At 57.4% G+C, this 22,006-nt stretch carries 14 protein-coding genes; 6 read left to right on the forward strand and 8 right to left on the reverse strand.

Annotated elements, in window-relative coordinates; translation table 11 throughout:
• Nucleotides 1-4 precede the first annotated feature (4 nt).
• From prc to BN1135_RS17835, 6 genes are all read left to right on the forward strand, one after another.
• Nucleotides 5-2,020 (forward strand): carboxy terminal-processing peptidase, encoded by a 2,016-nt coding sequence (gene prc, locus BN1135_RS17810; protein WP_042023378.1) that lies wholly within the window; start codon nucleotides 5-7, stop codon nucleotides 2,018-2,020.
• Nucleotides 2,021-2,181: 161 nt separating this feature from the next.
• Nucleotides 2,182-4,806 (forward strand): aminopeptidase N, encoded by a 2,625-nt coding sequence (pepN, locus tag BN1135_RS17815; protein ID WP_042023379.1) that lies wholly within the window; start codon nucleotides 2,182-2,184, stop codon nucleotides 4,804-4,806.
• Between the two features lie 71 nt (nucleotides 4,807-4,877).
• Nucleotides 4,878-5,099, forward strand: coding sequence for a DUF2835 domain-containing protein (locus BN1135_RS17820; RefSeq protein WP_042023382.1), 222 nt, complete (start codon nucleotides 4,878-4,880; stop codon nucleotides 5,097-5,099).
• A gap of 278 nt (nucleotides 5,100-5,377) precedes the next feature.
• On the forward strand, nucleotides 5,378-10,216 hold the full coding sequence (locus BN1135_RS17825; RefSeq protein WP_042023383.1) for an NAD-glutamate dehydrogenase: 4,839 nt from the start codon (nucleotides 5,378-5,380) through the stop codon (nucleotides 10,214-10,216).
• Between the two features lie 77 nt (nucleotides 10,217-10,293).
• A complete protein-coding gene (gene pyrD / locus BN1135_RS17830) occupies nucleotides 10,294-11,304 on the forward strand; it encodes a quinone-dependent dihydroorotate dehydrogenase (RefSeq protein ID WP_042023386.1) in 1,011 nt (336 codons plus the stop codon).
• Nucleotides 11,305-11,393: 89 nt separating this feature from the next.
• Nucleotides 11,394-11,930, forward strand: coding sequence for a cell division protein ZapC (locus tag BN1135_RS17835; protein WP_042023388.1), 537 nt, complete (start codon nucleotides 11,394-11,396; stop codon nucleotides 11,928-11,930).
• Between the two features lie 445 nt (nucleotides 11,931-12,375).
• Here the strand turns inward: BN1135_RS17835 and BN1135_RS17840 are convergent, their stop codons facing one another.
• The 8 genes from BN1135_RS17840 to BN1135_RS17875 form a co-directional block, all read right to left on the reverse strand.
• Nucleotides 12,376-14,019, reverse strand: a complete 1,644-nt coding sequence (locus tag BN1135_RS17840) for a methyl-accepting chemotaxis protein (RefSeq protein ID WP_317624016.1) — start codon at nucleotides 14,017-14,019, stop codon at nucleotides 12,376-12,378.
• Between the two features lie 73 nt (nucleotides 14,020-14,092).
• Nucleotides 14,093-15,319 carry an EAL domain-containing response regulator gene (locus BN1135_RS17845; protein ID WP_042023391.1) on the reverse strand — a complete coding sequence of 409 codons (1,227 nt, stop codon included), beginning with the start codon at nucleotides 15,317-15,319 and terminating at the stop codon, nucleotides 14,093-14,095.
• Nucleotides 15,320-15,332: 13 nt separating this feature from the next.
• Nucleotides 15,333-16,403, reverse strand: a complete 1,071-nt coding sequence (locus BN1135_RS17850) for a protein-glutamate methylesterase/protein-glutamine glutaminase (RefSeq protein ID WP_042023393.1) — start codon at nucleotides 16,401-16,403, stop codon at nucleotides 15,333-15,335.
• Nucleotides 16,400-17,260 carry a CheR family methyltransferase gene (locus BN1135_RS17855; protein WP_223290158.1) on the reverse strand — a complete coding sequence of 287 codons (861 nt, stop codon included), beginning with the start codon at nucleotides 17,258-17,260 and terminating at the stop codon, nucleotides 16,400-16,402. The genes BN1135_RS17850 and BN1135_RS17855 overlap by 4 nt, the downstream gene beginning before the upstream one ends.
• Complete coding sequence (locus BN1135_RS17860; protein ID WP_042023398.1) at nucleotides 17,260-17,793, reverse strand: chemotaxis protein CheW; 534 nt, start codon at nucleotides 17,791-17,793, stop codon at nucleotides 17,260-17,262. Before BN1135_RS17860 ends, BN1135_RS17855 begins: the two co-directional genes overlap by 1 nt.
• A 10-nt stretch (nucleotides 17,794-17,803) precedes the next feature.
• Nucleotides 17,804-19,486, reverse strand: a complete 1,683-nt coding sequence (locus BN1135_RS17865) for a methyl-accepting chemotaxis protein (protein WP_042023401.1) — start codon at nucleotides 19,484-19,486, stop codon at nucleotides 17,804-17,806.
• 42 nt (nucleotides 19,487-19,528) lie between these two features.
• A complete protein-coding gene (locus tag BN1135_RS17870) occupies nucleotides 19,529-21,691 on the reverse strand; it encodes a chemotaxis protein CheA (RefSeq protein ID WP_042023404.1) in 2,163 nt (720 codons plus the stop codon).
• Nucleotides 21,678-21,998, reverse strand: a complete 321-nt coding sequence (locus BN1135_RS17875; RefSeq protein ID WP_042023452.1) for an STAS domain-containing protein — start codon at nucleotides 21,996-21,998, stop codon at nucleotides 21,678-21,680. Before BN1135_RS17875 ends, BN1135_RS17870 begins: the two co-directional genes overlap by 14 nt.
• Between the last annotated feature and the right edge of the window lie 8 nt (nucleotides 21,999-22,006).

Consider the following 22,006-nt stretch of genomic DNA (forward strand, 5'->3'; position numbering starts at 1 on the left):
ACAAATGTTGAAGCATGGCGTAATTCGTTTTTCCCTCGTTGCCTGTAGCCTGGCGCTTGCCGGGCTTACACAGGCCATCGAGCCGGTGCTCAAGGAGAGTGATTTGCCTGTGTTGGCTCAAGAGAGCCAACATGCTACGGCCAGCAAGCGAATTGCCAATCTGTTTACCCGCTCGCACTACAAACAGTTCAAGCTGGATGATGCCTTTTCCTCCGTTGTTTTTGACAAATATCTGGAGAATCTGGACTACAGCCGCAATCTGTTTTTGGCCTCTGACATCAGCCGTTTTGACAAATACCGTAACGGTTTTGACACCGACCTCGAAAGAGGCCGTCTGGCACCTGCCTACGAGATGTTCAACCTGAGTCAGCAACGGCGTTATGAGCGGTTCGAATACGCCCTCAAACTGCTTGATACTCCTTTTGATTTTACCCAGACCGACAACTATCAGTTTGATCGGGAAGGGGCGGCTTGGCCCAAGGACGAAGGCGAACTCAATGAGTTGTGGCGCCAACGGGTCAAGTTCGATGCCCTGAGCCTCAAGCTCAGTGGCAAGGAGTGGCCCGAGATCAAGGAGCTGCTTGGCAAGCGTTACAACAACGCCATCAAGCGGATGTCCCAGACCGAGAGCGAGGATGTGTTCCAGCTCTTCATGAACTCCTTCGCTCGCGCCATCGAACCGCATACCAGTTATCTCTCTCCCCGTAATGCCGATCGTTTCAACACCGAGATGAACCTCTCGCTGGAAGGCATTGGTGCTGTATTGCAGGCCGAAGATGACTTTACCGTCATCCGCTCCCTGGTGCCCGGTGGTCCGGCTGCCAAATCTACCCATCTCAAGGCCGATGACAAGATCACCGGTGTTGGTCAGGAAGATGGCAAGATAGTCGATGTGATTGGCTGGCGTCTTGATGACGTGGTCGAGCTCATCAAAGGGCCAAAAGGGAGCAAGGTGAAGCTGGAGATCCAGCGTGGCAAAGGTGCTGCACTCAAAACCGAGCAGGTCGAGCTGATCCGCGACAAGGTGCGCCTCGAAGATCGTGCGGCCAAGTCAAAGGTAGTCACTGCCGAAGGCAAGAAGATCGGTGTCATCGAGATCCCCAGTTTCTACGTCAATCTCCACGACGACGTGATCAAGGAGCTCTCCAGCCTCAACAAGCAAAAGATCGATGGTCTGATCATCGATCTGCGCGGTAACGGCGGTGGTGCCCTCACCGAAGCCTCTGCCTTGAGCGGGCTGTTCTTCGCCAGCGGTCCCGTGGTGCAAATTCGTGATCACATGGGCCGTATCACGGTCAATGGCGATGACGATGGCAACGTCTACTACGGCGGCCCCATGTCGGTGATGATCGACCGCTACAGCGCCTCGGCGTCCGAGATCTTTGCTGCTGCCATGCAAGATTATGGCCGCGCCCTGATCCTGGGTGAAAACTCGTTCGGCAAGGGCACGGTGCAGCAGCATCGCAGCCTCGCCAAGGTCTATGACTTCTACGAGCAGCCGCTGGGTCACGTGCAATACACCATCGCCAAGTTCTACCGGATCGACGGTGGCAGCACCCAGAACAAGGGCGTGGCGCCGGATATCAGCTTCCCGACGCCGGTTGCCCCGCAAGAGACGGGTGAAAGCCGCGAGTTCAATGCGTTGCCGTGGGACAAGATTGCCTCCGCCAACTACCAGAGGCTCGGTAACTTCACCAGTCAGCTGCCCAAACTGCAGTCGGCTCATGAGGCCCGGATCGCCAAGGATCCTGAATTTGCTTATGTGATGCAGGACATCGCCGACTACAAGGAGGAGAAAGACAAGAAGTCGGTCTCCCTCAACGAGGCGGAGCGTGTTGCAGAGCAGGCGAAACAGGATGAGAAAGCGCTCAAGCGCACCAACGAGCGTCTTGCTCGTCTTGGCAAGCCGGCGGTGAAGAGTCTGGATGAACTGCCCACTGATTTTGAAGCGCCCGATGAGTATCTCATCGAAGCGGCCAACATCACGTCGGATCTGGTCAAGTCCAGTAAGCGCAGCTGAGCAAGCTGAGTAAGCTGAGTAAGCTAGCATAATGAACAAGGGCGACTCCGGTCGCCCTTTCTTTTTGTCTGGCATATCTGACGATATGCAAATTGTTTGACCCCGCCAGTTGGTTGTGACAGCCTCTTTCTCGCCTTTAACAAGCGTGGAAGCAGACAATAATGACCGATCACTCCCAGGCCATGACGGCCAAATATCGCCAGGATTATCAGGCGCCGCTCTACTGGATCGACACCCTCGACCTCGATTTCCAACTGCAGGAGCCGCTGACCCAGGTCACCGCCATCACCCGCATTCGCCGCAACGGTGAGCATAATGCGCCGCTGGTACTCGATGGCGAGCAGCTGCCCCTGAAAAGCGTTGCCATTGATGGCATTCCCTGTGACCACTACGAGCAAGGCGAGAGCAGCCTGACCCTGTTCAACCTGCCTGCCGAATGTGTGCTGACTATCGTCACCCTGCTGGATCCGGCCGCCAACACCGCGCTGGAAGGGCTCTACAAGTCTGGCGATGCCTACTGCACCCAGTGTGAAGCGGAAGGATTCCGCCGCATTACCTATTATCTGGACCGCCCCGACATTCTGGCGCGTTACAGCACCCGCATTACCGCCGACAAAGCTCAGTTCCCCTTCCTGCTCTCCAACGGCAACAAGGTCGACAGTGGTGAGCTCGATGGTGGTCGTCACTTCGTACAGTGGCAGGATCCCTTCCCCAAACCTAGCTACCTGTTTGCGCTGGTCGCCGGTGATTTCGATGTGGAGCGCAGTCACTACACCACCAAGAGCGGCCGCAAGGTGGCCCTCGAGATCTTCGTCGACAAGGGCAACCTCGACCGCGCCGGTTTTGCCATGGAGAGCCTCATCAACTCCATGCGCTGGGACGAGCAGCGTTTCGGCCTCGAGTATGATCTCGACATCTACATGATCGTCGCGGTGGACTTCTTCAACATGGGCGCCATGGAGAACAAGGGGCTCAACATCTTCAACTCCAAGTTCGTGCTGGCCAATCCGGCCACCGCCACCGACAGCGACTACCACGGTATCGAACGGGTGATCGGTCACGAATATTTCCACAACTGGACCGGCAACCGCGTCACCTGCCGCGACTGGTTCCAGCTCAGCCTGAAAGAGGGGCTGACGGTATTCCGGGATCAGGAGTTCTCCTCCGATCTGGGCTCCCGTGGCGTCAATCGCATCAACAACGTGCGTACCGTGCGCGGCCCGCAGTTTGCCGAAGATGCCGGCCCCATGGCGCACCCGATCCGCCCGGATGTGGTGATCGAGATGAACAACTTCTACACCCTGACCGTCTACGAGAAGGGGTCGGAAGTGATCCGCATGATGCACACCCTGCTGGGGGAAGATGCCTTCCAAGCCGGTATGCGTCTCTACTTCGAGCGTCACGACGGCTCGGCCGCTACGTGCGATGATTTCGTGCAGGCGATGGAGGATGCTTCCGGTGTCGATCTCGGCCGTTTCCGCCGCTGGTACAGCCAGTCCGGCACGCCGGAGCTGACCGTCACTGACGAGTACGATGCCGCCAGCGGTATCTATCGCCTCCATGTGAGCCAGCACACCCCACCGACCCAGGATCAGCCGCAGAAGCTGCCGCTGCACATTCCCCTCGACATCGAGCTCTATGACCAACAAGGCGCCATTATCCCGCTGCAATATCAGGGCAAGGCCATCGGCAACGTGCTCGACGTGCTGGAAGCGGAGCAGACCTTCGAATTCGATCAGGTGCCGGTCAAACCGGTTCCCTCCCTGCTGCGGGACTTCTCCGCGCCGGTCAAGCTGCACTATGACTACAGCGATGAAGCGCTCGCCTTCCTGATGCGCTTTGCCCGCAACGAGTTTGCCCGCTGGGATGCCGCCCAAATGCTGATCAACAAGGCGGTCATCGAAGGGGTGGCACGGGTACAGCACGGGCAGGGTGTTGAGCTCTCCCAGACCCTGCTGGCAGCCTTTGTCGCCATTTTGGACGACAGCGAGCTGGATTTAGCCCTCAAGGCGGAGCTGCTGGCGCTGCCCGGTGAGGCGACCCTGGCCGAGCTGTTCGAGGTGGCTGATATCGACGCCATCCATCAGGTGCGCGACGCGATCCACATCCGTCTTGCCGAGGCCTTTGGCGCGCGGCTGGCGGCTATCTACCAGAGCCTGCGTTTGAGCGGCTATCAGGTGGTGCACGCCGACATGGCCAAGCGGGCCCTCAAAGGGGTGGTGCTCGGCTATCTGGCGGCGCTGGACTCTGAGCATGCCGACGCGCTGGTGCGCGAGCAGTATGCAACTGCCGACAACATGACTGACACCCTGACGGCGTTGCAGGTGGCCAACGGCTATCTGTTGCCATGCCGCGCCGCGCTGCTGGCCGATTTTGAGGGTAAGTGGGCCAAGGATGGACTGGTGCTGGACAACTGGCTGCGGCTGATTGGCAGCAAGCCCGCTGCCGATGTGCTGGGCGAAGTGAAACAGGCGATGAGTCACCCCACCTTCAGCATTCGCAACCCCAACCGGCTGCGGGCGCTGATCGGCAGCTTCGCCATGAGCAATCAGGTGCAGTTCCATGCGGTGGATGGCAGCGGTTACCGCTTCCTGACCGATCTGCTGATCGAGCTTAACGAGGTGAACCCTCAGGTGGCATCCCGCCTCATCACGCCGCTGATCCAGTTCAAGCGACTGGATGAGGCGCGCAAGGCCCTTATCCGCGCCGAGCTGACCCGTCTAGCCAACCTTGAGGGGCTGGCACGGGATCTGTTCGAGAAGGTAAGCAAGGCACTGCAGCAGTAAGTACCGACGGGGCAGGGGCGTGAACGCGCCTGCCCCTCATTGTGTGATTTGCCGTGTGATCAGGAGCAAGCGTGAAGCAGTTTACTTTTCGGCTCTCATTGAGCAGCGACGAGGTGATGCTGATGTATCAGGGCCATGCCAAACGGCTGGTGGTGCGCAGCGAACAGGGGCTGACCCTGGAACTTGGCATAGAAAAAATACGGCCCTTTGTCGCCATTAATGGTGTTCATGGCTACTTTCGGCTGAAAACTCAGGATGATTACCGCTTTATCAGTCTCGAACGCATAAATTAACAAAAATCGAACAGATTACCGACTGTTTATCTGCTTTGCGTCACTATCTATCCGGTAAACTGGCACAAAGGTAGTGGGAATTTCTGTATTTTTGGTTATTTACAAAATTTCTTACAGTTTAAGCCGTGATCTGCACCTTGTTTTTAACATCTCGTTAGCACCTATCCTCGCCTTCCCTTATCCAAGCCATTACACTTCGCAACAACTCTGCACCAGCGGGTAACCAGGGTGGTTGCCTCTGCGTCGGTGGTTAATGTCGTCCGATAAGGAATATAAAAATGGCATTGAAAGACGCCCCTACCTCAGTTCTGCTCGAAAACGTTCTCAGCCTGATCCATCAGAAGTTGCCCAAAAACAGTGCCTCGCTGGTCGAGCGCTTCGTTGCCAAGTTCTACGGCAACATGGCGAGCTCCGATCTGCACGATCGCAATGACAGCGATCTCTACGGTGCGGCCCTGAGCCTGTGGAATGCCCTCAATCAGCGCACCGGCACCGACCCCTACATCCGGGTCTACAATCCCGAGCTGACCCGTCACGGCTGGCAATCGCCCCATACCATCGTCGAGGTGATCCTGCAGGATTCGCCCTTCCTGGTGGACTCCATCAGGATGGCGCTCAAGCGGCTCAATATCACCGCCCACATGATGCTGCACCAACCGCTTCACCTCATTCGTAGCGCGGATGGCAAGATTGGCGCCATTCTGGAGCTCGACAACACCGATGGACAGACCTCGGTTGAAACGGCATTCCTTATCGAGATTGACCACCTCACCAGCGAGGAGCAGATGGCCGCGCTGGCAGCGGAGCTCAACTCGGTGGCCGGTGAAGTGGCGCTGGCGGTCGGCGACTGGCAGCCGATGCTGGCCAAGCTCAATGAGATCATCGACGAGTTGCCCAAACGCAAGAGCCCGGTCAGCAAGGAGGAGGTGGCCTCCTGCATCGCCTTCCTCAAATGGGTGGCAGCCCACAACTTCACTCTGATGGGCTATCGCCGCTACGACGTCAAGGCGGTGGAGGGGGATCACGAGATCCTGCCGCAGGCCAGCTCCAGCCTCGGTTTGATGAAGAACTCCATCAAGGAGGTGGGTCAGCGCCTTGGCAACATGCCTGCCAGCGCCCGTCACGCCGCCCTGAGCTCCGATCTGCTGATCCTCACCAAATCCAACAGCAAGTCCAGGGTGCACCGTCCGGCCTATGTGGATTACATCGGCATCAAGCGCTTCGACGAGCATGGCAAGGTGATCGGGGAAGATCGCTTCATCGGCCTCTATGCCTCTTCCATCTACAACACCAGCGCGACCCAGATCCCGCTCATCAGCCATCGCCTCGAGCGCATCATGGCCGCCTCCGGTCACGAGAAGGGCTCCCATGCCTACAAGGCGCTGCTCAACGTGCTGGAAACCTATCCCCGCGACGAGCTGATCCAGGCCCGCGAAGAGGAGCTGCTGGCCACCGGTCTCGGCGTGCTGGAGATGCAGGAGCGGGACATGCTGCGGCTGTTCGTGCGCCGTGATGTCTACGGTCGCTTCTTCTCTTGCATGGTTTATGTCACCAAGGAGCGCTACAACACCGCGCTGCGGATCAAGACCCAGCAAATTTTGCAGAAGTATTTTGGCAGCAACGAGGAGGTGGAGTTCAACGTCTACTTCACCGAGGGTGTGCTGGCGCGGACCCATTACATAGTGCGGGTCAACAACAACAACGTGGATGTGGATGTGAACGAAGTACAGAACAACCTGATTGAAGCGGCTCGCAGCTGGGATGACCGACTCGACTCCGTGCTGCTCTCCCACTATGGCGAGGCCCGTGGCAACGAGCTGCGCCGCCGTTTCTGCACCGCCTTCCCCCGTGCCTACAAGGAAGATGTGCTGCCGGGCTCTGCCGTGGCCGACATCATGGCGCTGGATAACCTGAGCGAAGTCGAGCCCCTCGGCATGCTGTTCTACCGCGCCCAGGAGGAGGAGAACGACCGTCGGGTACGGCTCAAGCTGTTCCATCGCACCGAGCCCATTCACCTCTCCGATGTGCTGCCGATGCTGGAGAACATGGGGCTGCGGGTGATCGGCGAGACCCCGTATCAGGTTCGCACCCCGAGCGGCGATCTGTTCTGGATCCTCGACTTCTCCATGTTGCTGCGTGGTGAGCAGCCCTTTGATCTGGCCCAGAGCCAGCAGCGCTTCCAGCAGGCGTTTGCTGCCATCTGGAACAAGCAGCTGGAAGATGACGGCTTCAACCGGTTAGTACTGGGGGCAGGTCTCACTGGCCGTCAGGTCTCGGTGCTGCGCGCCTATGCCAAATACATGCGCCAGACCGGCGTCTCCTTCAGCCAGTCCTATATCGAAGAGACCCTGACCCGTTATCCCGATATCGCCCAGCTGCTGTTTACCCTGTTCGAGCGGCGCCTCGACCCGGCAGGCAAACAGAATGCCAAGACCGAGGCCAAGCTGCACGAGGAGCTTGCTGCCAAGCTGGATCAGGTAGCCAACCTCGATGACGATCGCATCATTCGCCGCTATGTGGAGATGATCGACGCCACTATGCGCACCAACTACTACCAGCTGGACAACGCGGGCAACATCAAGCCCTACATCTCCTTCAAGCTGGCCCCCTCCAGCATCACCGATATGCCGCTGCCGCTGCCGAAATTCGAGATCTTCGTCTACTCGCCACGGGTGGAAGGTGTCCATCTGCGCTGGGGCAAGGTGGCCCGTGGCGGTCTGCGCTGGTCCGATCGCAAGGAGGACTTCCGCACCGAGGTGCTGGGTCTGGTGAAAGCCCAGCAGGTCAAAAATACCGTGATCGTGCCGGTGGGGGCCAAGGGCGGTTTCTACTGCAAGCAGATGCCGGTGGGAGCAACCCGCGCCGTCATTCAGGAGGAGGGCAAGGCCTGCTATCGCCTGTTTATTCGCGGCCTGCTTGATGTGACCGACAACATCATCGGCGGCGAGGTGATCCCGCCGACATCCGTGGTGCGTCACGACGAGGATGACTACTACCTGGTGGTCGCCGCCGACAAGGGCACGGCGACCTTCTCCGACATCGCCAACGAGATCAGCCTCGAATACGGTCACTGGCTCGGCGATGCGTTCGCCTCCGGCGGCTCGGTCGGTTACGACCACAAGAAGATGGGTATCACCGCCCGCGGCGCCTGGGAGTCGGTCAAGCGGCATTTTCGCGAGATTGGCGTTAACTGCCAGACCACCGACTTCACCTGCGTCGGGATCGGCGACATGGCGGGGGATGTGTTTGGCAACGGCCTGCTGCTCTCCGATCATACCCGGCTGGTGGGCGCCTTCAACCACATGCACATCTTCATCGACCCGACCCCGAATGCGGCCAGCAGTTTTGTCGAACGCCAGCGGCTGTTCGATCTGCCGGGCTCCAGCTGGGATGACTACAACCGCGAGCTGATATCACAAGGGGGCGGCATCTTCCTGCGCTCCGCCAAGTCCATCAAGCTCAGCCCCGAGATCCAGACCCTGCTTGGCAGCGACAAGGCCAGCATGGCGCCGAACGAGTTGATCAAGGCGCTGCTCTGCCTCAACGTCGATCTGCTGTGGAACGGCGGCATCGGCACCTATGTGAAGAGCGCTCGCGAGAGCGATGGGGAAGTTGGGGATCGCAGCAACGACGCGCTGCGGGTCAATGGCCGTGATCTGCGGGCCCGCATCGTGGGCGAGGGTGGCAACTTAGGCTTTACCCAGCTCGGTCGGGTCGAGTTCGCCAGCCAGGGCGGTCGCATCAATACCGACTTTACCGACAACGTGGGCGGGGTGGATTGCTCCGACAACGAGGTGAACATCAAGATCCTGCTCAACCAGCTGGTGGCTGCAGGGGATCTGACCCTCAAGCAGCGTAACCAGCTGCTCTATGAGATGACTGACGACGTGGCGCAGATCGTCATCACCAACGCCTACCGCCAGTCCCAGTCCATCTCGGTCACCAGCTTCCGTGGCACCGAGCAACTCAAAGAGCAACAACGCTTTATTCAGGGGCTGGAGCGGGAAGGCAAGCTGGACCGTGCGCTCGAGTTCCTGCCCTCTGATGAGGAGCTCTCCGAGCGGATGGCGGCAGGGCAGGGGCTGACCCGCCCCGAACTGGCGGTGCTGGTGGCCTACGGCAAGATGGTACTGAAAGAGCAGCTCAACTGCCCGGAAGTGACCGACGAGCCCTTCCTCGCCAACATGCTGGTCACCAGCTTCCCGGCCAAGGTGCAACAGCAGTTTGGTGCCCAACTGGCCGATCACCCATTGCGCTCCGAGATCATCGCCACCCGGGTGGCCAACATGTTGGTCAATGACATGGGGCTCAACTTCGCCAGCCGGATGAAGGACGAGACCGGTGCCTCGGTGGCGGAAGTTGCCTGCTGCTTCGCCATGGCCCGCGAAGTGTTTGGCATGAACCCCCTGTGGCGCGATATCGAAGGGTGCGACAACCTGGTAGATGCCCAGACTCAGCTCGAGCTGATGTTCTACAGCCGCCGTATCGTGCGCCGTGCCACCCGTTGGTTCCTGCGCGCCCGCAATCGCAGCTGGAGCATCAGTGAGAACATCGCCTTCTTCCGTCCGGCGTTCGAGACCTTAGGGAAGCACCTCTACGAGGTGATGGATGAGAGCGAAGTGGCCGAGCATCGTCAGGCTGTTGCCAAATGGATGGAGAAACAGGTGCCGGAGGCCATTGCCCGTCAGGTCGCCCATATGAGTAGCCTCTTCTCCTGCCTTGATTTGGCGCAGATTGCCGCGGAGCACCAGATCGACATCCTGCTTGCTGCCAATGTCTACTATCGCCTCGGGGCCAAACTGGATCTGCACTGGTTCCTTGACCAAATCAACCATCAGCCGGTCGGCAACCATTGGCAGGCGATGGCGCGGGCCTCGTTCCGCGAAGATCTGGACTGGCAGCAACGCAGTCTCACTTCTGTGGTACTGGAAGGGTGCAAAGATCAGGGAGAATGCGCTACCATACTGGCCGACTGGATTTCGGAGCATGAGCAACTCTTGTCCCGTTGGACCCATATGTTGGCCGACTTCAAGACCACCAGTACCCACGAGTTCGCCAAGTTCTCGGTGGCCTTGCGAGAGTTGAATCTGCTCCAGTTGAATTGCCGGGCACTTTAATTGCCAGATTAAGGCATGACACCGGCATTACACCCAAAGCCCCGGCCAGTTGCCGGGGCTTTCTTTAAGGAGCAAAGATGTTGTACCCCATCGCCAGGCATTTCCTGTTCAAGCTCAATCCGGAACAGGCTCACGATCTCTCCATGAAATATTTGCCCCGTCTTCTCGGTACGCCACTCGATTGTTTCTTCCGCCAGAATTTACCCAAACGCCCCGTCACTGTCATGGGGCTTTCTTTTGCCAATCCGCTGGGGTTGGCGGCGGGTCTGGATAAAGATGGTGAGTGCATAGACGCGCTGGGTGCCATGGGATTTGGCTTTATCGAGGTAGGTACCGTCACCCCCAAACCCCAGAGCGGCAATGACAAGCCTCGCCTGTTCCGGGTTATTCCGGCAGAGGGGATCATCAACCGGATGGGATTCAACAACAAGGGGGTGGATCATCTGGTGGCCAAGGTAAAAGAGGCCAAATATCAGGGGGTGATCGGCATTAATATCGGCAAGAACAAAGATACCCCTATCGAACAGGGCAAGGATGATTACCTGATCTGTATGGACAAGGTTTATGATCACGCCGGTTATATTGCCGTCAATATCTCTTCCCCCAACACCCCGGGGTTGCGTTCGCTGCAATATGGCGAGGCGCTGGATGAATTGCTGGCAGCCCTCAAGGTGCGTCAGCAAGAGCTGGCAGCCCAATATAAAAAGTATGTGCCGCTGGCGGTTAAAATTGCCCCGGATTTAAGCCTTGAAGAAATAGATCAGGTCGCCGCTTCGCTGGTGCGTAATGGCATTGATGGTGTTATCGCCACCAATACCACCCTCGAGCGCGAGATGATCTACGACATGCCCCATGCCGGTGAAGCGGGTGGCCTGAGTGGTCGTCCGCTGCAACACAAGAGCACCGAGGTGATCCGTCATCTGGCCAAGGCGCTAAATGGTGCGCTGCCAATTATCGGGGTGGGCGGTATTGATAGTGCCATGGCCGCTCGTGAAAAATTGGCAGCCGGTGCCAGTCTGGTACAAATTTATAGCGGTTTTATTTTTAAAGGACCGGGTCTGGTCAAAGAGATCGTGACAAATATATAAGAAATAGGGTGGAGCCCTTTATTTGATGTTGCTGATTTTATCGACATGGAATAAAGTCGATAGACGAAATTTCAAGCAAGGGCTCCAACATGTTTATCCAACCGACCGATAGCTGGAAATGGCACTATGATGCCCAGAGTGACCGTCTGATGTTGGACCTGTCTGATAACATGTTATTTGCGACCGAGTATAAAGGGCGACAATTGGTGCCCAGCTCCTTTGCGACCCAGCCTTTTTGTGTCGATGATGCCGCTCTCTATTATCAGTTGATGGATAAAGCCGCCGAACTTGATTGGAGTATTCCCCATCAGGTGCAACTGGTACTCAATGCCATCGCTGTCAGTCGCTTTTATAAACCCCTGATGCCACAAAGCTGGTTTTTTAGTGAACAGCATCCGCAGGTGATCCCGCAAAACGGTGATCTGGTCTGGATGAATACACCACACGGCAACGGGGAATTTATGGTCATTGAAGCAGGGGAGCAGGCCAGCGTCTGTTTGAACCTCACAGCTGATCTGGTATTGACCACCAGCAAAGTCCTGCCCCGTTTCGGGGTGATCAAGGTGATGAATAACCGGATGAAGCCGCGTATTACCGTGACCGAGCAATATCGTCAGGTCAGTTGATCCCGCATTCTATTAACCCGCTTGCCATTATCGTGGGCGATGCTTACCTCCTTGTTTGAAGACTGTCTGGTTTACTGTTTTGATTGCCATGTGATTTATCTGGTTTGCTAGAGCCCCCGCACCTTTTGTTGATCCTCTCTCTGTTTGTCATTTCTCACCATTTTCCCAACATAGCCGCGTGCCTTCCTCGTCATAAATGCAGCAAAAAAAGTGGCGGGATATTATTCCCGCCACAACACTGTCACTCACAATTTTCAGACTGGAGAGTACTGAAACCAGAGTAGTGAAACCAAAGTAGTGAAACCAAAGTAGTGAAACCAAAGTACTGAATATGCTACTTGAACCAATGCGACTTGAATTAACGGAACCTGAACCAACGGAACCTGAATCGATGAGGCTGATTGAACAGACCACAAACCCGTCGGTTGGTGGTCTGTCTGCTTGCTTATACCTTGAAGAAGCGGATCCCCTGATCCAGCTGCTGAATGATGTCGGTGAGCTGGGAGGCATCGTGGTTGACGCTCTCGGCCGCCGCCACGTTCTCCACTGACATCTGGGTGATCTCTTCAACGGATTGGGCAATCAGCTGGCTGGCTGCGGCCTGTTCATGGAGCATGGAGCTGATCTCCTGGATCAGTCCGACCACCTTGCGTGAACTCTGATCGACCTGAGCCATGGTGTTGCTGGAGTGATCAGTGGTCTCCCGCACGGTATCCATGCTGTCGGCGCAGGTATTCATCCCTTTCACCGCGCCGGTCGCTCCTTGCTGGATCGACTGCAGCATCTCGTTGATCTCCTGGGTTGCTTGCGTGGTACGGGCAGCCAGGGTGCGAACCTCATCCGCCACCACCGCAAAGCCCCGTCCCATGTCACCGGCGCGGGCGGCTTCAATGGCGGCGTTCAGCGCCAGCAGGTTGGTCTGGTCGGCCACCCCCTGGATCATCACCGAGATCTGGCTGATCCGGGTGATGTCATCAAACAGCCCCTGAACTTGCTTGGCGGAGTCATTGACCGCTGCGGTTACCCGCACCACCTCTTGGGAGGCCCGCTTGACCTGTTCTTCACCGGCGTGGGCAATCTCGCCAGACTCCATGACCACGGTATTGGCCTGATTGGCGAAGGAGGAGAGCTGGGAGACCGAGGTGGTCAACTCTTCCACCGAGGCTGCGGTATTGGCGGTAGCCAGCGATTGTTGCTGGGAGCTGGTGTTGACTTGCTGAGCGGCGGCGACCAGCTGAGAGGAGCTGGCCGTGAGCCCTTCGGCGGCATGCTGCATGGTCGATACGATATCGCGCAGACTGCGGCGAGCGTTGATCATCGAGAGCTGCATCTGGGTCAGTTCATCATTGCCTTCCGAGTTATCTTTCGCAGTGAGATAACCGGCAGCCAGCTGTTTGATCTCTTCCATAATGCTGACCAGTGGCTGGTTGATGCTGTTGCTCAGCAGCCAACCCAGCAGCAGAGACAAGATGACGGAGATGGTGAGAATGGTGTAGGTCGTGGCAGTGAGGTCAGCCACGATCACATCACTGTCTTTATAGGCTTTGGTGCCAAGTTGTTCATTGAATTCCACCAGCTGGCTGAGCTGGTCGTCGAGCACTTTGAAATTGGCAGCGGCTTCGCCTTTCATCAATTTGACGGCGGCATCGTTGTCATTGGCATAGCTGGCGGCCATGGCCTTTTTGGCACTCTCCTTGTAGATAGGCCAGGCCCGATCCGCTTGCGCCAGCGTGGTTTTCTCGGTATCGGTCAACTCGGTGGCACGATATTTATTGAGCAACCCCTGCATTTGTTGCTCGTAGCCATCCATTTCACGGGCAATGTTGTCCATCCCTGCCTGAGTGGGTTCGATAACATAATCAAACAGTGAGCGGTTATGGTAGATCGCCTGCATATTGGTGTTGGCGAGATCCTTGATGGGAGTGAGATTGTTGATATACATCTCATTCAACATGTCGTTTAGAACGCCGGTATTTTGTTTTCCATACAACCCCACTCCGATGAGGATAAGGTTTACCAGTAAAAATGAGATTATCAATCGCACTTTAATGGAAAACTGACGGATTAGATTGTTCATAGATAGCCTCATGCTAATGGTTAGCGTTCCTTGCAGTGATAAAGCGACTGCTTTTGTACTATTTCCCCCTGGTCAGGGGACAAATTCAATATGGTCTGGCTGGTGAGGTTGATCTGGCTTGCCATTCGGCAAACCAGTTTTCAATTTGGTCCAGCGGCAGAGGGCGGCTGATGTAATAGCCTTGTGCCAGTTCACAGCCCAGCAGTGCCAGCTGTTGCCAGTCCTCTGCGCTTTCAACCCCTTCGGCCACTGTTTTAAGCCCCAATTTTTGGCTCATCACGATCGCTGAGGTCAATATAGCCAACTTCTTGGGGCTGGTATGGGCATCGTGGACAAACTCTTTATCAATCTTGATCTCGGTAAAAGGACAGCGAGATAACTGCTTCATGGAGGAGTAACCCGTCCCATAATCGTCCATGGCGACGCCAAATCCCCGTAATCTCAGCCGTGCCAGCGTGCCCAACGACATTGCCAGATTTGACATCACTGTGGTTTCGGTTACTTCGATAATGATGGCGTTGCAGGGCAGTTGATGCGCCTGAACAATATTGACCATGTTCTCGACCAATTTATCGGTGGTCAGCAGGGTGACCGGCATATTAATGGAACAGCTGATTGGAGCAGGCAGGGTACTTAAGCTATTCAGTGCCTCGCAGGTGGCATGTAAAAATAGATAGAAAAAGTCCAGTGCCAATTGCCCCTGTTCCAGATGATGGACAAAACAGAGCGGCGGGAGCACCCCGTGTTCAGGGTGACGCCAGCGAACCAGCGCTTCAAAACCGTAGAGACTGGAGTCCACCATGGCGATCTTGGGCTGCAGAAAGGGGACCAACTGGCCATTATCCAGCGCCTGCTGTACATCCTCCACGGTAAAGCTGAGTTGCATCCAGTTGTTACTTTTGCGGTGTTTCAAGGGATCGCAATGCTGGAGTATGCCGTACAAATCACTTTTCCTCAGTGGCTTGGCCAGCACCCCGATCACTTCCAGCGTGCCGGCATCGGCGATGGAGTGGATCACGTCCAGTACATCCCGATCGACGGCGCTCATAACTGCGATAAACATCTGGTAGTTGGTCTGTTTTTCCAGCTGATTGATGAGTTCCACCCCGTCCATGCCAGGCATATTGAGGTCGGTGAGTAGCAGATCCACATGGTCGATCTGTTGCAGTTTGTTGAGGGCATCCTGGCCATCGTTGGCAACATGGATCTGGCCAAAGCCCAGCTCCTGCAACAGGCAGGTCACTTCGTATTGCTGGGTGCGAGAGTCATCGACCACCAGGGCACAGCGGCCCTGCCATTGCGCTAATGACATAGTTAATCCCCTGTTAATCCGGACGCGCGAGCGTCTGTGTTATCTGCGAAAGTGACATCACTTCATCGACCCCGCCGTGGGCTATCGCCTCTTTGGGCATGCCAAATACCACACAACTGGCTTCATCCTGGGCAATGGTGCGGGCGCCGGTGTCGTGTAGTTCCCGCAAACCACGGGCACCATCGTCCCCCATGCCGGTCATGATGACCCCGAGCGCATTGTGACCCGCACTCACCGCCACCGAGCGAAACAGCACATCCACCGACGGGCAGTGGCGGGAGACCGGTGGCCCCTCTTTCACTTCGGCCAGATACTGGGCGCCGCTGCGCTGGATCAGCAGATGCTTGCCGCCCGGGGCAATCAGCGCGACCCCGGGCAGCAGGCGATCGCCGGTCACGGCCTCTTTCACTTCCAACTGGGAGATACCATTGAGCCGATCGGCAAAGGAGGCGGTAAATTTGGCGGGCATATGCTGGACGATGGCGAGCCCCGGGCAGCTGGTGGGCAATCGGGTCAGCAGATACTCCAGCGCCTGGGTGCCCCCGGTTGAGGTGCCCACGGCAATGATCCGCTCGGTGGTTTTGAATTTGATCCGCTCGGCAGGGGGGGAGAGCATGGCATCGGCGCTGCGTTTGGGGGCGGGCACGAAGCCTGCTGGCTGGTTGGCCGGGAGCAAGTTACGCAATTTGGCATTGGCCGCGCCCCGGATTTCCTGGATCAGCTCATTGGCCGATTGCTGTAGAAAGCTTTTAATGCCGACAGCCGGTTTGGTGATGATGGAGATGGCGCCAGCGGCGAGGGCATCCAGGGTGACGGCGGCCCCCGCTTCGGTCAGGGAGGAGCAGATGATGACCGGGGTCGGGCGTTCGGTCATGATCTTCTTGAGAAAGGTGAGGCCATCCATCCTTGGCATCTCGATGTCGAGAATGATCACGTCCGGCCAGCATTTTTTCATCTGCTGCATGGCAAAAATGGGGTCAAACGCAGCGCCAATCACCTCTATATCGGGGGATTTGCCCAGCATCTGGGTGAGCACCTCTCGCACCAGGGCCGAGTCGTCCACGATCAATACCCGTATCGTCATACATTATCCTTGGCCACGGCATCCTGGCAGCGATAGCGAGAGGGGGCTTCCTGTTCCAGCGGCAGATCTTGCTGGCGGATGATCTCCGAGTGACCAACCAGCAGATAGCCACCGGGCCTGAGCAGGCCGCATAGCTGTGATAGCACGCGCGCCTTGGTCGCTTCATTGAAATAGATCAGCACGTTTCGCAAAAAGATCACGTCGAAATCCCGCTCAACAAAGTCACAGCAGGTGAGCAAATTGAGGTTGGAGAACGAGACCTTTCTGGCCAGCTCCGGTCTGACCCGGATCTTGCCTGTGTATTCGTCATGGCCGCGCTGAAAATAGCGCAGCCACAAATGGGGGGGGACATGCCGGGCCCGTTCTGCAATGTAGATGGCGCGCTGGGCAATGGGGATCACCCGGGTATTGATGTCGGTCCCGTAGATCCGCCAACGTTCATTGATGCCGAGTTGTTCCGCCAGCACCATGGCGGCAGAGTAAGCCTCCTCCCCGGTGGAGCAAGCAGCAGACCAGATGCGTAGCGGCTGGCGGCGGCTTGCTTGCAACTGCTCGGCGTACTGTTTCAGCCAGCTGAAGTGCTGCGCCTCGCGGAAAAAATAGGTTTCGTTGGTGGAGAGCAGATTGATGGCAATTTGCCGCTCATTGGCTTCCGAGGGCTGATTTATCCGCTCCCAGTAGCTGTAGTAGCTGCTGATGTTGAGTGCCCGCAGCCGTTTGGCCAGCCGCGATTGCACCAGCGCTCGCTTGCAGGGCGCAAGGTCGATGCCGGCGGTAGTCAGAATAAAGCGCCGGAACAGATCGAACTCCTTTTGGCTAAGCAGCGGCCCCTGTTCTGGTGTGACGAGTGATGCCACTAGCATCCCCCTTGCTCGACATTGAACAGCTGGCTGGTGGTCGCCTCCGCCATGGCGCTGAGCTCGGCAATGGAGAGGGCCTTGTGCATATCGAGCAGAATGGCGAACTGCTGGGCGATGGTCACCACCCCCTGAATGAAATCCCCCCGGATATGGGCGCCAAAGGTCGGGGCGGGCTCTATGGTGTCGGTGGCGATCTCCAGCACTTCACACACGGCATCGAGTAGCATGCCGATCTCCTGATCTTCACCGCTGCAGTTTGACAGGGAGAGGATCGCCACACAGGTGGTCGGTTTAAGCTCGGTTTGGGCCCGTCCGAAGCGGATGGAGAGGTCGATAACGGGCACCACGGCGCCCCGCAGATTGATGATCCCTCTGACGAAGCGCGGCATCATGGGCACCGGGGTCATCCCCTCGAACTCGATGATTTCACGGATGCAGCTGATATCGACCCCATACAGCTCCCCCCCCAGCATGAAGGTCACGCAGTGGAAGTGGGAGGTGGTGGTCTCAGGAGCAAGTTTGGTGCGCATATGCCGGCTCCTAGTAGTTGGTGAACTTGCCATCATCGACTTCCCGCTCCAGATCCTCGTCGTGGTGCAGGTGTGGATGTTGGTTCAGGGCACTTTTTTTCGGGCTCACGGGTTTGGCCACATAGTGTGAACCGTGGAATGGCTGTGGCTGACGACTGTTGCCTCCCCTCAGGGTGAACTGCTGCATCAGCTCCTGCAGTTGCAGGGCGGTGGAGCTCAGCTCTTCCGAGGTGGAGCTCAGCTCCTCGGCGGAGGCGGCAGAGGCCTGCATGCCATCGCTGATCTGGGTCACCGCGATATTGATTTGCGAAACGCTGGCCCGCTGCTCGCGAGAGGCGGAGGCGATCTCTTGTACCAGGGTGGCGGTCTGATCGATGCCGGGCAGCATCTCCCGCAGCAGGGTGCCCGCCTGTTCGGCCACGCTGACCGAACGGCTCGCCAGCTCGCCAATCTCTTTGGCGGCATTTTGCGAGCGTTCAGCCAGTTTTCTGACCTCGGCCGCCACGGTGGCAAACCCTTTGCCGTGTTCACCGGCCCGCGCCGCTTCGATGGCGGCATTGATGGCCAGCAGGTCGGTTTTATTGGCAATGTCGTTGATCACTGTGATGCGAGAGGCGATCTCTTTCATGGCGTGAACCATTTCACCGACCGCCTTGCCACTGTCGGTGGCACTGCTGGCGGCCTTGGTGGAGATATTTTCGGTCACCTTGGCGTTGTCGGCGTTCTGGCTCACGGTGGCGGCCATCTCTTCAACCGAGGCGCTGGTCTGTTCGACGCTGGATGCCAGCTCCGAGGCAGTTTGGGAGAGGGAGTTTGCGGTGGCTGCCACCTGTTCCGAGGCCGAACCGATCGCCTCCGACATGGCGCCCACTTCGTTGAGGGTATCGGAGAGGCGATGGGCCATGCTCTTGATGGCAAACAGCAGGCTGGAGGTGTCATCAGCCCGCAGCTTGACCGGGGTGGAGAGATCGCCATTGGCAACCCGGGAGACAACCTGCACTGTATAGGAGGGATCGCCCCCCAGCTGGCGCAAGATACTGCGAGTCACCAGCAGCGCGAGCAGCAGACAGATAACAAACGCAGAGCTTGAAATACCGATCAGCAGGCTGAAATTGCTCTGGTAGATCACCTCGCTCTCATCCAGAGACTGGCTGGCCAGCTTGTCATTGAGATTGACCAGTCCGGTCAGCAGATCATCCGCCTGATCAAAGGCCGGACGTCCTTGTTCTGCCATGAGCTTCGCCGCACTCTGATTATTGAGGCTGTCTACGATGTCAGCTTGCGCGGTGTTAATGATGGTATCGGCAGAGGTTTTATAGACGGCCCACGCCTGGTCAAAGCGGGCCAACGCATCGATCTCCGGCTGGGTCAGGTTGGTGTTGCGGTAGGCATCCAGCAACTTGTTGAGCTGCTTCTCATAGCGCAACATGTTGCCCGCATTGGTTTTTCTGCTCTCTTCACTCGGCTCCAGCACATAGCGATAGAGCGCCCGGTTCATGTAGATCGCTTGCATATTGGCATTGGCCAGATCCCTGATAGGAACCAGCTGATTGGCATGCATGTTCTTGACCAGCTGAGCCATTGCCTTGGTGGAGTGGTAACTGGTGAGGGTTAATATCACCAGCAGCACCATCAGGATGGAGAACGAAAACACCAGTTTTGTTCTGACTTGCAAGTTGTGAAACCAGTCCATGGTTTTGACTCCGTTAATCCGGTTGAAAAAGTATGTTGGGGATCAGTTCCTGATGTTGAACAATGTGTCGGTCTGCTCATGGAGCAAATGCCGTTCTCTGCGTCGTGCCAGCTCGATCAGCTGTGGCACATCGAGAATAAGGGCGGGCTGACCGTTGCCCAGAATGGTGGAGCCGCTGACATAGCGCAGGGATTTGAACAGCTCGCCCAGCGGTTTGATCACCGCCTGTACTTCGCCGATCAGCCGATCCACCACTATGCCTGCCCGGTTGTCGGCATAATCGACCATCACCACAAAGGCGGGCTCGTTGGCTGGGGGGAGGGCAAACAGTTCGCGCAACACGATGAAGGGCACCCACTCGCCGCGAATATTGATCTGGCGTGACGGGGTATCGAGCGCCTCCGGCGGCAGGTCGATGCACTCGATCATCATGTCGAGGGGGATCACCAGTGAGGAGTGATCCACCTCGATGCGAAAACCGTCGATGATGGCAAGGGTCAACGGCAACCTCAGCCGGAAGGTGGTGCCCACCCCCAGACGACTTTCGATGGTGGCTTCTCCGCGCAGCGACTCCAGATTGCGTTTGACCACATCCAGCCCGACCCCACGACCGGAGAGATCGCTGACATCGGCGGCCGTGGAGAAGCCCGGTTGAAACAGAAACTGGAATATCTCCTGTTCCCCCAATACCTTGCCCTCTTGTGTCATGCCAAGCGACAGCGCCTTGGCCTGGATCTTCTCCCGATCAATGCCGCGGCCATCATCGCTCACTTCAACCACCACGGCGCCTGCGTCGTGGTAGGCATTGAGGGTGATCACGCCAGATGCAGGTTTACCCGCCTGCAGGCGCTGTTGTTCATTCTCGATACCATGGTCGACGGCGTTGCGTACCAGGTGCATCAGGGGATCGGTCAACTTCTCGACCATGGATTTGTCGATATCGGTATCGGCGTTGTTGATGTGCAGGCTGATGTTTTTACCGGTTTGTTGGGACAGTTCATGAACCAGACGGGGAAAACGGTTGAAGATCTCGTTGATGGGCACCATCCGCAGGGTGAGGGCATCATCACGGATCCCCTCGACCAGGGTGTTGACGGTGGCGACTGACTCGACCAGCTCGGCATCCCCCCGCATTTTTGCCTGCAGGGTGGTTGCCGAGGTGGCGATCACCAGCTCGCCCACCCGGTTGATCAGTCGATCCAGTTTGGCCGCTTCAATGCGGATGTAGTGCCCTTCGCCCCGCAGCGGCGCGGCTTTGAGGGGAAGGGGGAGTGGATTGTCGGCTTCTATTTGCGGTGTGACGGGGGCAGGTTGATCACGCGGATCACATGAGGCGGCGGGCGCTGTGTCGTATACGCCCTGTTCGATGGCATCCGCTTCTGTCCGGGTCAGCACATTGGCCGCTTCCCAGCGAGCCAGTTGCGCCGCCAGCGGTTCATTGCGCCACTGGGCCAGCCGCGCGCCCTGTTTGGCAAATTCGGCCAGATCCTGATGAGGGGTGAGCAGGCAGATAATGCTGGCGTGCGCGACAAAATCGAAGGTGCTGCGAATGCGTTCGGGGGACTGGGCGCTGCGCAGCGTGATCTCGTAGCCCAGAAAACACTCGGTTGGATCAAGCAGTTGTAGCGGTGGCCACTCATGCCAGACCGGCTCGATAAAGACGATATCCCCCAGATTGGCGAGGTAGCGAATAAACGCCAGCAGATCGAAACCATCCTGATAGAGGGCCGGATAGAAGCGCAGCGACAGGTGCCATGCTCGCATATCTTGCTCGGCAGCAACGGTCTGTACGGGGAGTGAGAGCGGCGGGTTGGGCATGTTTTGATGGCCCTGCAGCTGGGAGAGCAGCGCCAGGATCTGCTGGGTTTCGGTTTGCGGTAATTCGGGGTTGTGCTCGGCCCCTTGCAGCAGATCGCGCAACTGATCGTTACAGGCCAGCAGCAGATTGATCAGATGCTCATCGAGCTTGAGCTCGCCGCTGCGCAGCCGCGTCAGCATGTTCTCCATGGCGTGGGCAAAGCGCACCAGCATGGTGAGCCCCAGCATACTGGCCGATCCCTTGATGGTATGGGCGGTGCGAAACATCAGATTGTAGGTATCCGGATCCGCGGGGTAGGTCTCTCTGTCCAGCAGGGCGTGTTCCAGATTGTCGCACTGCTCATAGGCCTCTTCAAAAAAGAGGGCGCGCGCTTTATTGATGTCCATCTTGAGGCCTCACCATGGTCAGCATGGGCAACAGGCCGAGCTGACTCAATGCCTGTTGTGCCACGCTCTCTTCACCTGTGCGGATCCGCAGACTCTTGTTCTGCTGGTTGGCTTCTTGCTGCAAGAGCGCCAGTAGCTGGGCACCACAACCATCCAGCGCCTCCAGCTGGCTGATATCCAGCACGACGATGGCAAAGTTCAGCAGGCTGAAGAGATCGTCTTGCAGTTCGCCGAGGGTCATGATGGTGAGCTCCCCCGTCAGCGTGGCGGTCGGGGGAGCATGCAGAATATCAAGCTCGAAACTCATCTCCATTG

Origin of the sequence: Aeromonas sobria (assembly GCF_000820145.1) — a bacterium.
Lineage (GTDB): Bacteria > Pseudomonadota > Gammaproteobacteria > Enterobacterales > Aeromonadaceae > Aeromonas > Aeromonas sobria.

What these genes read in the sequence shown, in the direction of transcription:
- prc (WP_042023378.1), top strand. Translation starts at nt 5, where the DNA reads ATGTTGAAGCATGGCGTAATTCGTTTTTCCCTCGTTGCCTGTAGCCTG.
- pepN (WP_042023379.1), top strand. Translation starts at nt 2,182, where the DNA reads ATGACCGATCACTCCCAGGCCATGACGGCCAAATATCGCCAGGATTAT.
- BN1135_RS17825 (WP_042023383.1), top strand. Translation starts at nt 5,378, where the DNA reads ATGGCATTGAAAGACGCCCCTACCTCAGTTCTGCTCGAAAACGTTCTC.
- pyrD (WP_042023386.1), top strand. Translation starts at nt 10,294, where the DNA reads ATGTTGTACCCCATCGCCAGGCATTTCCTGTTCAAGCTCAATCCGGAA.
- BN1135_RS17835 (WP_042023388.1), top strand. Translation starts at nt 11,394, where the DNA reads ATGTTTATCCAACCGACCGATAGCTGGAAATGGCACTATGATGCCCAG.
- BN1135_RS17840 (WP_317624016.1), bottom strand. Translation starts at nt 14,019, where the DNA reads ATGAGGCTATCTATGAACAATCTAATCCGTCAGTTTTCCATTAAAGTG.
- BN1135_RS17845 (WP_042023391.1), bottom strand. Translation starts at nt 15,319, where the DNA reads ATGTCATTAGCGCAATGGCAGGGCCGCTGTGCCCTGGTGGTCGATGAC.
- BN1135_RS17850 (WP_042023393.1), bottom strand. Translation starts at nt 16,403, where the DNA reads ATGACGATACGGGTATTGATCGTGGACGACTCGGCCCTGGTGCGAGAG.
- BN1135_RS17860 (WP_042023398.1), bottom strand. Translation starts at nt 17,793, where the DNA reads ATGCGCACCAAACTTGCTCCTGAGACCACCACCTCCCACTTCCACTGC.
- BN1135_RS17865 (WP_042023401.1), bottom strand. Translation starts at nt 19,486, where the DNA reads ATGGACTGGTTTCACAACTTGCAAGTCAGAACAAAACTGGTGTTTTCG.
- BN1135_RS17870 (WP_042023404.1), bottom strand. Translation starts at nt 21,691, where the DNA reads ATGGACATCAATAAAGCGCGCGCCCTCTTTTTTGAAGAGGCCTATGAG.
- BN1135_RS17875 (WP_042023452.1), bottom strand. Translation starts at nt 21,998, where the DNA reads ATGAGTTTCGAGCTTGATATTCTGCATGCTCCCCCGACCGCCACGCTG.